This window comes from Pediococcus sp. EKM201D (genome assembly GCF_011800215.1).
Lineage (GTDB): Bacteria > Bacillota > Bacilli > Lactobacillales > Lactobacillaceae > Pediococcus > Pediococcus pentosaceus.
The window spans coordinates 193,065-206,229 of sequence record NZ_JAALFK010000002.1 but is presented as its reverse complement, the minus strand read 5'-3'; the positions used below and the strand labels follow the sequence as shown (position 1 = coordinate 206,229).

Annotated in this window: 12 protein-coding genes; 9 read left to right on the top strand and 3 right to left on the bottom strand. The window is 37.4% G+C overall.

The annotated features are described in order from the left end of the window. Positions 1–25: 25 nt before the first annotated feature. On the bottom strand, positions 26–643 hold the full coding sequence (locus tag HFC68_RS03855; RefSeq protein ID WP_011673844.1) for a DedA family protein: 618 nt from the start codon (positions 641–643) through the stop codon (positions 26–28). Between the two features lie 200 nt (positions 644–843). Between HFC68_RS03855 and HFC68_RS03850 the strand changes: the two genes are divergently transcribed. From HFC68_RS03850 to HFC68_RS03835, 4 genes are read left to right on the top strand one after another with little or no spacing between them, the layout of a single operon-like run. Next, entirely contained in the window at positions 844–1,734 is an 891-nt protein-coding gene (locus HFC68_RS03850) for an ABC transporter ATP-binding protein (RefSeq protein WP_011673843.1), read from the top strand. Then, positions 1,718–2,467, top strand: a complete 750-nt coding sequence (locus HFC68_RS03845; protein WP_011673842.1) for an ABC transporter permease — start codon at positions 1,718–1,720, stop codon at positions 2,465–2,467. Before HFC68_RS03850 ends, HFC68_RS03845 begins: the two co-directional genes overlap by 17 nt. Positions 2,468–2,522: 55 nt before the next feature. Then, complete coding sequence (locus HFC68_RS03840) at positions 2,523–3,575, top strand: sensor histidine kinase (RefSeq protein ID WP_148194168.1); 1,053 nt, start codon at positions 2,523–2,525, stop codon at positions 3,573–3,575. Between the two features lie 2 nt (positions 3,576–3,577). Further along, complete coding sequence (locus HFC68_RS03835; RefSeq protein WP_041526976.1) at positions 3,578–4,186, top strand: DNA-binding response regulator; 609 nt, start codon at positions 3,578–3,580, stop codon at positions 4,184–4,186. A 71-nt stretch (positions 4,187–4,257) separates the two neighbouring features. On the opposite strand, the gene rlmD is transcribed toward HFC68_RS03835, so the two are convergent. Next, the gene (rlmD, locus tag HFC68_RS03830) at positions 4,258–5,733 is read right to left on the bottom strand and encodes a 23S rRNA (uracil(1939)-C(5))-methyltransferase RlmD (RefSeq protein ID WP_011673839.1); all 1,476 of its coding nucleotides are present in this window, start codon (positions 5,731–5,733) and stop codon (positions 4,258–4,260) included. Between the two features lie 127 nt (positions 5,734–5,860). On the opposite strand from rlmD, the gene HFC68_RS03825 reads away from it, so the two are divergent. After that, positions 5,861–7,078, top strand: coding sequence for a multidrug effflux MFS transporter (locus HFC68_RS03825; protein ID WP_011673838.1), 1,218 nt, complete (start codon positions 5,861–5,863; stop codon positions 7,076–7,078). Between the two features lie 75 nt (positions 7,079–7,153). Next, positions 7,154–7,681: a MerR family transcriptional regulator gene (locus tag HFC68_RS03820; RefSeq protein WP_002834130.1), complete on the top strand. Its 528-nt coding sequence runs from the start codon at positions 7,154–7,156 to the stop codon at positions 7,679–7,681. Positions 7,682–7,724: 43 nt separating this feature from the next. Here the strand turns inward: HFC68_RS03820 and HFC68_RS03815 are convergent, their stop codons facing one another. Then, the gene (locus tag HFC68_RS03815; RefSeq protein WP_011673837.1) at positions 7,725–8,234 is read right to left on the bottom strand and encodes a C40 family peptidase; all 510 of its coding nucleotides are present in this window, start codon (positions 8,232–8,234) and stop codon (positions 7,725–7,727) included. A 109-nt stretch (positions 8,235–8,343) separates the two neighbouring features. On the opposite strand from HFC68_RS03815, the gene HFC68_RS03810 reads away from it, so the two are divergent. The 3 genes from HFC68_RS03810 to rihC all read left to right on the top strand — a co-directional run bounded on the left by HFC68_RS03810 (position 8,344) and on the right by rihC (position 13,160). Beyond that, positions 8,344–10,695, top strand: coding sequence for an ATP-dependent DNA helicase (locus HFC68_RS03810; protein ID WP_011673836.1), 2,352 nt, complete (start codon positions 8,344–8,346; stop codon positions 10,693–10,695). A gap of 163 nt (positions 10,696–10,858) precedes the next feature. Beyond that, positions 10,859–12,127: a NupC/NupG family nucleoside CNT transporter gene (locus HFC68_RS03805; RefSeq protein WP_167399690.1), complete on the top strand. Its 1,269-nt coding sequence runs from the start codon at positions 10,859–10,861 to the stop codon at positions 12,125–12,127. 118 nt (positions 12,128–12,245) lie between these two features. Continuing rightward, positions 12,246–13,160: a ribonucleoside hydrolase RihC gene (rihC, locus tag HFC68_RS03800; RefSeq protein ID WP_002834126.1), complete on the top strand. Its 915-nt coding sequence runs from the start codon at positions 12,246–12,248 to the stop codon at positions 13,158–13,160. Positions 13,161–13,165 lie beyond the last annotated feature (5 nt).

Below are 13,165 nucleotides of genomic sequence, written 5' to 3'. Positions count from 1 at the left end.
TTCTAACATGAAAGCGATTACTAGGTTAGGATTTTACTCGAATTCGTTTGAAATAGTAGACGATAGCTGATCCAGCAAACAGCACGATCAGAACGATTAAAACTAAGCTTGAGTAGGAGTCGATTGTAGCTGATACTTCGGACCAAGCCTCACCTGCCAGTCGACCAAGCAGAATGAGTACAACATTCCAAATCAACGTTCCCAGTGTAGTTAATAAAACAAAGATTTTCCAAGGCATTCTAGTCATACCCGCTGGTAAAGAAATTAGGCTCCGAACGACGGGAACAAAACGGCCAAAGAAAATCGTTTTGGAACCATGTTTGACAAAGAAATTATGAGTTTTGGTAACGTCGCTATGTTTTAAACGTAGGATTTTACCAAGGCGGCTACTGATTAGACGTCCTAAGCGTTCGACGGTTAGATAACTTCCAATAATATATAGAATCACTGCCCCAATCACCGCTCCAATTGTTGCTGCAAGGACACTACCCCAGACGGTAAGTTTGGAAGAAAGGGTAATGAAGCCGGCAAAAGTCAAAATCACTTCTGAAGGGATGGGGGGAAAGACGTTCTCCAGTGTAATTAGCAAAATAATTCCTAAATAACCAAAGTCGTTTACGAAATTAATAATGTATTGTTCCATTGGGGTCCTCCAAAGAATATTTTGTCACTATTTTCCTATTATTATTCAGATGTTGGAGCTTAAAGTCTATGAAAATCCATTGGAGTTAAGTGAACTTAAGAAGTTCTTAGAAAGTATGACATTTGTCATATTTTTTGGTGACAAGCAGTACTAGGGAAACGAAGAGGTATTTTCTATGATATAAGCATGGGGGAATAATTATGACAAATGCAATCATCGTAAATAACTTAAAATTCAACTACGGCAATCAACAAGTTTTACAAGACGTTAGCTTTGAAGTCCAGCCGGGGAAAGTTGTTGGTTTAATTGGTGAAAATGGAGCCGGAAAAACCACGCTTTTAAGAATCTTATTAGGCTTATTAAAAACAAATATGAAAGTATCAATTTTAGGACATCGTCCAGGGATGAGTCAATCAGTCGCATCAATGTTTCAAGGTGACTTAAAGTTACCTGGCGTGAAAGTTGGGGAAATTTTGGCGGAGGTAGCAGCTCAATATCCTAATCCTAAAGCTCCCCAAACGGTATTAAAAGAATTAAATTTAAGTGATTTAGCGCATCATTATTTGAACGATTTATCGGGCGGACAGTTGCGACGAGTTACCTTTGCAATGACTTTAGTTAGTAATGCAAGTTTGATTTTTCTCGACGAACCTACCGTAGGAATGGATGTTAACGCTCGCCAAGATTTTTGGATTAACGTTGATCGAATGAAAAATGAAGGAAAAACGATATTAATTACGAGTCATTATTTAGAAGAAATCCAACAGACGGCTGATCAGATTTTAATCTTAAAAGATGGAAAAATTGAGTTTGATGGTACTTTGAATGAACTTCAGAAACAATATTTAACCACCCAGATTAGTTTTGAAACTAAACGTGAAGGATCTATTTTTAGAAAACTAACTCAAGTTCAAGCGATTAAGCAAACTGGAAATAAAATAAAAATTAGTAGCACTAATGGAGATGCAACGTTAAGAGACTTAGTACCATATTTAGAGGAAATTCAACATTTGAACATCATCGATGCTTCACTAGAAAATATTTTTCAAACTATTACTCGAGGAGAAAAAAACAATGCAGAAGATGATTGAACAACTGAAATTTGATGGAAAAAGATTAATTTTTCGAAATTATGGCTTCGTGTTCTTTTCATTGCTGATGCCCACGGCCTTTTACATCCTATTTACGCAAATTAATAGAGTCCAAATTAAAACGTTTAGTGCAGAATATATGGGGAGCATGATGGTTTACAGTATTTTAATTACTGCCATTATGGGCGTTGGCAATTTTATGGAGCGAGACCGTAACCAAGGATTAATTACGCTTTTAAAGATTACTAATCGTAATTTAAATCATTATTATATTTCGATTTGTTTTTGGAGTTTGATGATGAACATCTTTACGATTGTTATTTTAGGAACGACGGCGATTCTGATCAATCATGTTGATTTAAGTACTATGCAATGGATAACTATATTAGGACTAGTTTGGTTAGGTCAAATACCTCTGTTACTACTTGGAATTGCCATATCACATGTTAAACGACAAGAAACTCTAACAATTTTAGGAAACTTAATTACATTTCCAGTGGCTATTTTAAGCGGGCTTTGGTGGCCAATTCAAATTTTACCGCAGTGGGTTCAAAATATTGGTAATAAATTACCAACCTATTTTTTGAACGATATGATTAGTAGCACAGTGAATAATGCTAAAATTAACTGGAATGACGTTCAGGGTCTAGGAGTTTGGATAGTTGGATTGGTCGCCGCAATGACAGTAGGAACAATTATCACACGACGAAAGGGTAGATTGGCTCGTGGTTAAAAATAAATGGAATTTTAGAAATGTGAAATGGGAATATTATATCTGGTTATTATATATGCCATATAATATTTCGTTTTATTTACCAATTAAATCGGCAACGGATGCTTTTTGGATAGTTATGTGTCTAGGGTTTTTAGCAGATTATATTTGGGCAGCCGAAAAACCAGAATGGCAAAAAGTTTCCATTCCATTAGAAATCTTAATCACGGGAATTTTTACCATTTTTAATTTTAATTTCTATATGATGGTTTTTACAGCTTGGCAAGTAGCATTTTTGATTGTGGGGAGACCTAAAAAATATGTTATGGCTTTTTTGGGGGCGTATTACACTATTTTAATTATCGGGCTAGTAGAAGTTATCGAATTATTTCCTACGCAAATTACTACTAATACTAGTGGGGGAATATTTGGAAATATTATGGGTCTGGCGTTTCCAATTATTTCACCAATCATGTCATATGCTTTTGCAGTTTCGATTCGCTACCGTCGAAAAATGCGTCAAGATAACCGACGCTTAGAAACCATTGTTCGTCGGGGTGAACGGGAACGAATTGCTCGGGACTTACATGATACTTTAGGACAAAGCTTTTCGATGATTACGGTTAAAACAGAATTAGCTAAGAAATTGTTAGAAAAAGGTTCGGATCAAGTGGGACGTGAACTAGAAGATATTGCGACTACAAGTCGAGCAAATTTGCAGCTTGTCCGTCAAATCGTTAACGATTTACATCAACAATCATTAAGTGAAGCTTTATTTATCCAGAGTAAGAATCTGACGGATGCTAATATTTTTATGATGACTGAAGGTGAAAACGAAGCTATAAATTGGCCAACTGAAGTTCAAAATGAATTTGCAGCTGTAATTATTGAAGCAATCACAAACATTATTCGTCATGCCCAAGCCCGTACAGTTCAGATCCGATTTATGCATGCTGAGGGTCGCTATCGAATTGAAGTGCAAGATGATGGACATGCGCAAACTTTTATTCGACAGGGTTCTAATGGGATTTCCGGTATGCAAGCAAGGATGCGCGCTAAACATGGTGAATTTGATATTCAACAAAATAAAATAGGAACGCAAGTTTCCTTTAACTTACCAGAGGAGTAACGATGATAACTTTATATCTCGCAGAAGACCAAAGCATGTTAAATACTGCATTAAGTCAGCTATTAAATTTAGAAGATAATTTAGAAGTTTTAGGATCGGCAACCAATGGAAAACACGCATTAGCAGAAATCCAACGACTCCAACCAAATGTGGCAATTTTAGATATTGAAATGCCCATGATGTCGGGACTAGAAGTTGCAGAAGTTTTACATGACAAGCAACTTGCTACTAAAGTAATTATTTTAACTACATTTGCTCAAAAGACTTATTTTGAAAAAGCAGTTGAAGTAGAAGTAGCTGGATATTTATTAAAAGATAGTCCAAGTGATGATTTGATTGAAACTATCAATAAAGTGATGATGGGACGCACAGTGTATGACCCAGAATTAGTAGTCACAGCCTTATCATCAAATAAAAATCCTTTATCCGAGCGTGAAATGTCAGTTTTAAAGGCTGCAGTTAGTGGGGATGCAACTAAAGTAATGGCTCAAAAACTGTTTTTATCTGAGGGAACGGTCCGTAATTATTTATCAGCAATTTTTAGTAAGTTAGGGGTTCATAACCGACTTGAAGCCATTGAAGTTGCTAAGAAAAATAAATGGATAAATTAAAAAAGTTGCGACAAAAGGTAGTTTGAGTTCTCATAGCTATACGCTTAAACTCAGCCTTTTGTCACAACTTTTTATTTACGTTTTAACTTAACTACTGCTTCCACACGAGCTGTTTGAGGGAACATATCGATAGATTGAATGTATTCGACATCGTATTTTTCAACGATACGAACTAAATCACGAGCTAAAGTGGAGGGATTACATGAAACATATGTGAAATGTTCAGGTGCAGATTCCAAAATTGCGGTGATTAATTTATTATCTAAACCAACGCGAGGTGGATCGACCACAATTGAGTTCGGTTTAAAACCGGCATGTAGCCATTTTGGAAGAACTTTCTCAGCTGTACCAAATTCATAGTGAGCGTTTTCGATGCCATTAATTTTTGCATTTTCATTAGCATCTTCAATCGCTGATTCAATGTTATCCATTCCACGGACTTCCTTAGCTTGAGCAGCAAGTGAAAGTCCAATGGTTCCAACTCCAGAGTAAGCATCAACAAGATTGTCATCAGGAGACAACTCGAGGGCTTTACGAGTTTCAGCATAAAGTACAGAAGTTTGCTTAGGATTAAGTTGGAAGAAGGCGCGTGCGGATAGGTTGAATGATAGACCATCCAATTCTTCTCGAATGGTATCCTTACCACGCAGGTTTAAAGTCTTATCACCCCAGATTAATGATTCGCGACTAGGGTTAAGATTTTGCATGAAGGAAACAATTTCAGGGAATTGAGCTGCTAATTCATCAATAATTTCGTCTACATGTTCTAATTCTGGCGTATTAGTAATAAAGACTACTTGCGTTTCTTTAGTTGCGTCAGCAACACGTACTACGATCGTTTTTAGGCTTCCCGTATGAGTTTGTTCATCATAGATGCTTACGTTGTATTTTTCGAATAATTCAACCGCAATTCGAATGATTTCCATCGTTAAAGGGTGTTGAACGCTACAAGTTGGTAAATCTACTAGATCATGAGTACCTTCCTTATAGAGTCCAGCCGCTACCTTACCATCTAAACGACGGACTTGGAATTGAGCCTTATTACGATATTCAAGGGGTTTTTCCATTCCGATGGTTGGTAGAAGTTCGAAACGTTTGTAGCCTTCGGGTCTGAATTTAGTTAGTGATTGTCGAATAACATCACGCTTAAATTCAAGTTGAGCAGGATAGGCTAAATGTTCAAGTTCGAATCCACCGACTTCTCCAGCATATGCGTCAATGGGTTTTACCCGATCGGGACTGATTTTTTTGATTTTACTTACTTCACCATTGATAAAACGGGGATGAACATCGGTAATGGATGCTACGACCTTTTCACCAGGAAGCGCACCTTTGATGAAACAGATAGTACGCTGGTAGTAACCAATTCCTTCACCGTTTATACCCAAACGTTTAATTTTAAGTGGAATTTCGTCACCAATCTTGATGTCAGAAGATTTACGGGGATTATTGTAAAAATTCTTCCGACGGTCTTGTTTTTGACGGTCACTAGGTTTTTTACCGAATTTTTTTTTGCCTTGATAGTTTGTTTTTTCTTTGTTATTCATGATTACCTCGATTTTATGTGTCAACTAACAATTCTAACATATTAAGGATACCAAAATTTGATGTGTGATTTTGAACTAATTTTCGTTACACTTGAATTTGAAGTTTTAAAAAAGGAGATCTGAGGTTATGAATGAAAAGATATCAACTGTAAGAAAATGGTGGCTTGTATTTTTTATGGGAGTTGTTAGTGCGACAGGTCCTTTATCAATGGATATGTATTTGCCGGGTCTACCTGAAATGCAACGAGCTTTTCACTCATCAGCTTCTACCTTACAATTGAGCATCACATTTTGTTTGATCGGGTTAGCGGTTGGACAGTTAATTGTAGGCCCTATTAGTGATCGGATTGGACGACGAGTTCCATTAGTAGTCGGATTTGGATTATATGCGGTGACCTCATTGATGCTAATTTTTACTACCAATATCTATCTGTTTATTGGAATTCGCTTAATTCAAGGGCTAGCGGGCTCAACCGGGCAAGTGCTCTCAAGAGCGGTGGCACGTGATTTGTTTAATGGACATGAATTAACTAAATTTTATGCAATGTTAATGGCGGTAAATGGTGCTTTTCCAATTATTGCGCCAATTATTGGAGGAGCATTACTTTCTATTGTCCAATGGCAAGGGATTTTTGTACTATTATTTGTGATCGGAATTTTAGTGATGGTGGGGGTATTATGTACCTTACCCGAAACGTTGAAGGTAACCAACAATGAAGTCTTGACGCTTGGTCAAACTTTCAAAGGGTTGGGAGCAATGTTTGGTAAACGACAATTTATTTTAATCGCTTTAACGCAAGGGCTGATTTTTGGTGCATTATTTAGCTATATTTCTGCTTCTTCATTTGTATTTCAAACTTATTTCCACATGACAGTAGGGCAATTTAGTCTATTATATGCAATTAACGGACTGGGAATTATTCTTGGTAACAATCTTCCAGGCTACCTACCAGAGCAAATCAAGGATAGCGATATCTTAAATGGCGGGTTAATTGGTGGCATGTTTGCGGGAGTATTATTAGTTGGGAGCTTACTATTACGTCCAATGGCGATCTTAGTAATTATTCCCCTGTTTATTGTGGTCTTTTGCGTGGGAGTTGTTAATACGGTGGCAACATCCATGGCTATGAGTCTAGGTGGAAGAACAAATGCTGGAGCGGCTTCAGCCGTCTTAGGTTTATTAATGAATATTATTGGCGCTTTAGCTTCTCCATTAGCCGGAATAATGGGAACCCAGAGTTACGCTCCTTTAGCTTGGTTAATCTTTGGTTTTGAATTTTTAGGATTGATTTTATTTCAATTGACCCGTTTTGAGGCGAAAAGTAGCAATTATGTTGATAGGTAGGTTTCTATTTAACTGAAATCGTACTTCAATTGTTACAAATTATGTAGTAAAATTAAGTTCAAAGTGGGTGAAAAAATGGCAAAAGATATTATAGCAGATGAATATGTTACAGGTTCAGATGTTGTTGAAAAAATAGAACGAATTGGTAGTCTTGCCACCTTAGGTAATTGGGCTAAGGAAATGGAACGTAGCGGACATAAGTTTCAACATGATGGCCGTGGACGTCGTATTTATTCTGAAGAGGATATGGAAATTCTTGCTAAGATGAACGAACTACTTGGTGATCGTCATACGCTAAAGCAAGCTGTACAGGCAACGCTAGGGATGAATGACAACAGTAGTAAAGATGGCGAAGATACCGATGAAGTTACAGGATCAGAAAACACACCAGCTGTTATCGATGAATCCATGAAACGCTTTATTGCTTCGCAAAGCAAGGATATGGCTGATCTTAAGGAACTTTTGACGAAAGTCTTAGAACAGAATCAAAGTTACCATGAAGAAAACGTCAAATTGGAACAAAAAATTGACGAATTAGCCGAAAAGAACCAAAAAATTCTTGATCAACCTAAACAAGGTTGGTGGAAGCGTCATTTTGGTTAATAAAAAAGAATTCCAGCTGGAATTCTTTTTTTTATTTATTCAATTACCCTCGCCACCAAGGAACTAGATAACATTCACGAATAACGCCCCGATTTTGAGCATCTACCATCATGTTTTGACCTTCAACAATGATGCCAACGTGATCAATGGATTGCCCATGATTATAAGAAAAGAAAATTAAATCTCCAGGACGGACTTGATCATGGCTAACATGGCGAAATTGGTTAAATTGTTGTTCGGCGGTACGATTTAAATTAAGATTTAGAGCTTTTTTAAAGGTGTATTGAGTTAAGCCCGAACAATCGAAGGCTGTGGGTCCAGTAGCTCCCCAAAGGTAAGGCTGACCCATATGTTGTGATAATACCGTCTGAATTGCAGTAAAAGAATTAGATGAAGCAGAAGAGGGCTGGGACGATGGGTGGTGAACTTCAGCTGAAGGTGAATCTGAAAGTGGAGCTACTTGTGGTGAAAAACCATGGGCTGAAACACTATGAATGCTGAAAGTTAATCCCATTAAAACGGTCATACTGGATAGAAGTAATTTGGTATGCATAAAAATCCTCCTAGATTTTGATTACATACCATAAATACGTTTTTAAAATAGAAATTCTAGAAAAGGTTTTATGGGATAATGAAAAAGTTAAGAAATAGAGGTGAGTTGAATGAGCGTAACTAAGATAGGAATTCGACAACTAGTTGAATTTATTTTGCGTACGGGTGACTTGAACGCGACGATGAATAGTCAAAATACTGCATTAGAGGGTGCCCGCATCCATCGTAAATTGCAAAAGCAACGTGATGAAAATTACGAAAAAGAATACTACGTTAAACGAGCCGTTGAAATGGATGGGGAAACTTTTACAATTGAAGGTCGTGCGGATGGAGTAGTTATTGACGATGACTTGTTTATCGAAGAGATTAAAACTTCGGATCCTACTTTTGAAGAGTTAAGTGAGAACACTAAGACATTGTATTGGAGCCAAGCAAAAGTTTACGGAGCGATTTTGACGCAAGACCTAGACTTCGAAAAAGTGACCATTCAACTGACTTATTATCAACGTCCAACCGACGAAGTGATTGAAAAAAGACAAACATTTACCCGAACAGAACTGACCGAATTTTTTGATGATTTGGTTAGACAATACGAAAAGTGGATTAAGCTACGCAATGATTGGCGTACTGAACGTAACCAAGCAGCGCGCAAATTAGAATTTCCATTTCCAGAGTATCGAAATGGACAACGAGACCTAGCAGTTGCAGTTTACAAAACTATTTTAACTAAACAACGCCTCTTCGTAGAAGCTCCGACCGGAACGGGAAAAACAGTTTCAACGATGTTTCCGACCATTAAAGCCCTGGGTGAGGAAGTTATTGAACGGATTTTCTATTTGACGGCTAAGCAAAGTACTCAGCACGTCGCCGAAGAAGCTATCGAATTGATGGCTAATCAAGGATTGAGAATTAAATCCATTACAATTACAGCTAAAGATCGAATTATATTTCCTGAAGAAGTGGATATGAAACCAGAAGAAAATCCATACATGATTGGGTATTATGATCGAGTAAAGGATGGGATAGAGGACGCCTTAGAAAATGAAGACAAGTTCGACAAAGCTGTTATTCAAACGTATGCGAAGAAGTATATGTTAGATCCTTTCGAATTTTCATTAGATTTATCTTTATTTTGTGACTTAATTATTGGAGATTACAACTATTTGTTTGATCCCATGGTGTATCTCCAGCGCTTTTTTACAATCGAAGACCAAAGTAATTTCTTTTTAATTGATGAGGCTCATAATTTGGTGTCGCGTTCTAGAGCAATGTATTCAGCGGTGGTAGAGCAGGCTTTGGTAATTCAAGCACAAGAACTTTTTGAAGCCTCAACTACGGATGTGGACTCAAAACAAGTTAAACGTAGATTGACCCAATTAGATAATGAATTTGAATTGATTCATCAAGCATTTAAAAATCAAACAAAAGATTACATGGTGGAATATAATCCACTAGACGGGCTGGAAAAAGCCATGTTGAACTTCAATGAAGTAGTCCGAGAATGGCTGCCTAAACAGCCTGATAACGATTTAACCAGTACCATTTTGGATTTGTTTTTTGCCAACAATAAATACATTAAGATCAGTGAATATTTTGATGAAAGTTATCGGATTTTAATTCAAAATCCCGAAGATAATATAAAAATCGAAGAACAGATTCTAGATCCCAGTCCCTATTTAGATGCTTCATTAAAAAAGGGACGCGGGGCGATTTTCTTTTCTGCTACGTTATCGCCCGTTGAATACTATCAAGAAACTTTGGGAAGTACGGAAGGCTTGATCTTACAGATGGCTTCACCATTCGAAGAAAAACAGCAAAATCTTTTAATTACTAGTTATATTGATACTAGATATGCGGCGCGCCAAAGAAATTTACCTAACATCATCGCTTCAATCGCAACTCTGGTGGAAGCCAAGACGGGGAACTACTTAATTTTTGGACCATCCTATGCCTATTTAAATCAAATTGCGGATGCATTTCAGGAAATGCATCCTGAAATTGAAGTTCAACTGCAAACTAGCCAGATGAGTATGGAAGAGCGGACAGCATTTTTAGATGCTTTTCGGACCGAAAAATCGGGAACATTAGTTGGTTTTGCGGTGTTAGGCGGACTCTTTTCAGAAGGAATTGATTTAATTAACGAGCAACTAATTGGTGTAGGGATTGTAAGTGTAGGATTACCGGGCTTGAGTACAGAAAGAAATTTGCTGAAAGAATATTTTGACGAAAAAAATGGCCATGGATTTGAGTACGCATATCAATTACCTGGAATGAACCACGTTCTTCAATCAGCGGGGAGATTAATTCGAACTCGACGAGATCGAGGTAATATTTTGTTAATGGATCAAAGATTTGTCACATCTCGCTATTTAAATTTATTTCCCGGACATTGGAAAAACTACCAAAAAGTAACTTCTGTAAGCGATTTACAAAAAGCAGTCAAAGCGTTCTGGAAACTGTAGGTAAATCGTTTTAACATATTTTGGACCGCACCACAAGATGTAGTGGATGATTTACGAAAACCTTTTAAAAATCTTTATATTTTGTATTTACAGACTAATATTTAGTAGTTATTATTATTACAACGTCTGTTACATAATTTGGATCATAGAGGGAGATTTCGGCATGTTTTTAGCAATAAATATTATTGGTATTATTGTATTTCTAGGCGTCGCTGTTCTATTTTCAAAAGACCGTAAACATATCAACTGGGCGTCGGTTGGTATTATGGTAGTGATCAACATTCTGTTAGCTTGGTTCTTAGTTAACTCGTCTGTTGGTATTAACGGGGTTAAAGCCGCTGCTGATGGCTTTAAAGCTTTGGTTGATGTTTCTTATAAAGGTATTGAATTTGCGTTGCCTGATTGGGTACACGTTAAATCAATGAACTTTGTTACAAGTGCATTGCTCCCAATTTTGATGATTGTTCCATTGTTTGATATTTTAACTTACATTGGTATCCTTCCATGGATTATCAAGTGGGTTGGTAAGGGTCTATCATTCATTACCCGTCAACCTAAGTTTGAATCATTCTTCGCTGTAGAAATGATGTTTTTAGGTAACACTGAAGCTCTTGCTGTTTCAGGTTTACAACTTCGTAACATGAAGCCACAACGTTTGGTTACAATTGCCATGATGTCAATGAGTTGTGTTACTGCATCAATTTTAGGTTCATACTTACTTATGATGCCGGGTCAATATATCATCGCTGCTGTTCCAATTAACATTGTTAATTCAATTATTGTTACAACAGTTTTGAATCCAGTTACTGTAACACCAGAAGAAGATACAATTGCTAAGATTGGCGGAAGTGCCTCTGGCGAAAGTACAGATACCATCGAATCTGGTTCTGAAGGGGTTGCTGAAGAAACAGTTAGCAAGAAGCCTGAACGCGAACCATTTTTCTCATTCTTGGGCGACTCAATTTTGGGCGCTGGTCGTTTGATCTTAATTATCACAGCTAACGTAATTGCCTTTGTTGCTTTGGCTGCTTTGATTGATGCTTTACTAGGTAAGATTAACCCAGTTCTTTCTCTAGAAAACATTCTTGGTTGTGTAATGTTCCCATTTGCATGGTTATTAGGTTTCGACCCTAGTCATGCTTTCCAAATGGCTCAATATATGGGTACCAAGTTAGTTACCAATGAATTTGTAGTTATGGGTGATGTAACTGGTAAGATGAAAGATTTCGCACCTCATTTTGCTGCAACATTGACCGTCTTCTTAACTTCATTTGCTAACTTCTCAACCACAGGGATGATCATCGGTGCTTTCAAGGGTCTTGTCGATCGTGAAAGAAATGATGCAATTTCTAAGAATGTTGGTTACATGCTTCTTTCCGGTATTTTAGTTTCATTACTATCAGCTGGATTTGTAGGCGTGTTCGTCTGGTAACTTTTTTAACAGTTAATTATTAATTAATTTAAATAGATAGTGAAAAAGAATGGACGTAACGTGCATTCTTTTTTAGAATGGTAATGAGGACGCTTTCATAAAAGCTGGAGGTAAGAAAATGACAACAAAAATTATTATGGATACAGATCCAGGAATTGATGATGCAGCTGCGATTTCCGTGGCCATCAATAATCCTGAAATCGAATTAGAATTAATTACGACGGTGGCTGGGAATGTTACGGTTGATAAAACTACTAAGAACGCGATGAAGTTAGTAAAATTCTTCAACGCTGATATTCCGGTTGCTGGTGGGGCAGAACAACCTTTGATTAAACCATTTGAAGATGCTGCTCGAGTTCACGGCGAATCCGGGATGCCTGGTTACGATTTTGGTGCAGAACCCACTAACATTCCAGTTAACAATGCAGTGGATGTTTTATATCACACTATTATGGCTAACGATGAACCGATCGTTTTGGTACCCACGGGATCGTATACTAACATTGCAGTACTACTTACTGAACATCCCGATGTAAAAACCAAGATCGAAAAAATTGTGGCCATGGGTGGCGCAATTGGCATGGGAAATATGACAAGCGCTGCAGAATTCAACGTCTTTACTGATCCCCACGCTGCTGAAATTTTATATAAGAGTGGCATTCCAGTAGTAATGGTTGGCCTAGATGTAACGATGAAAGCTCTTCTAACACAATCTACGTTAGACACAGTAAAATCCTTAGGTAAAGCTGGAGAAATGCTGGGAGCCATTTTTAACCACTATTACGAGGGAAATGAAGGTGGTATCCCAATGCATGATGTTAATACGTTGGCATACTTACTAAAACCCGAAATGTATAAGACCATCCCATATTGGATTGACGTAGTTACTGAAGGACCGGCGAATGGTGAAACCGTTGCAGATATCCGAGGTGCTTATCACGATGGAAAGACCAACGCTGAAGTGTGTGTTGATATTGATGCCGACGCCTTCAATGCCTGGTTTATTGAAGAAGTTAAAAAGATGAATGCTTAATTTAA

Coding starts and splice junctions, on each gene's coding strand:
- HFC68_RS03810 (WP_011673836.1), top strand. CDS start 8,344: ATGAGCGTAACTAAGATAGGAATTCGACAACTAGTTGAATTTATTTTG.
- HFC68_RS03840 (WP_148194168.1), top strand. CDS start 2,523: ATGCCATATAATATTTCGTTTTATTTACCAATTAAATCGGCAACGGAT.
- HFC68_RS03845 (WP_011673842.1), top strand. CDS start 1,718: ATGCAGAAGATGATTGAACAACTGAAATTTGATGGAAAAAGATTAATT.
- rihC (WP_002834126.1), top strand. CDS start 12,246: ATGACAACAAAAATTATTATGGATACAGATCCAGGAATTGATGATGCA.
- HFC68_RS03850 (WP_011673843.1), top strand. CDS start 844: ATGACAAATGCAATCATCGTAAATAACTTAAAATTCAACTACGGCAAT.
- HFC68_RS03815 (WP_011673837.1), bottom strand. CDS start 8,234: ATGCATACCAAATTACTTCTATCCAGTATGACCGTTTTAATGGGATTA.
- HFC68_RS03825 (WP_011673838.1), top strand. CDS start 5,861: ATGAATGAAAAGATATCAACTGTAAGAAAATGGTGGCTTGTATTTTTT.
- HFC68_RS03855 (WP_011673844.1), bottom strand. CDS start 643: ATGGAACAATACATTATTAATTTCGTAAACGACTTTGGTTATTTAGGA.
- HFC68_RS03835 (WP_041526976.1), top strand. CDS start 3,578: ATGATAACTTTATATCTCGCAGAAGACCAAAGCATGTTAAATACTGCA.
- rlmD (WP_011673839.1), bottom strand. CDS start 5,733: ATGAATAACAAAGAAAAAACAAACTATCAAGGCAAAAAAAAATTCGGT.
- HFC68_RS03820 (WP_002834130.1), top strand. CDS start 7,154: ATGGCAAAAGATATTATAGCAGATGAATATGTTACAGGTTCAGATGTT.
- HFC68_RS03805 (WP_167399690.1), top strand. CDS start 10,859: ATGTTTTTAGCAATAAATATTATTGGTATTATTGTATTTCTAGGCGTC.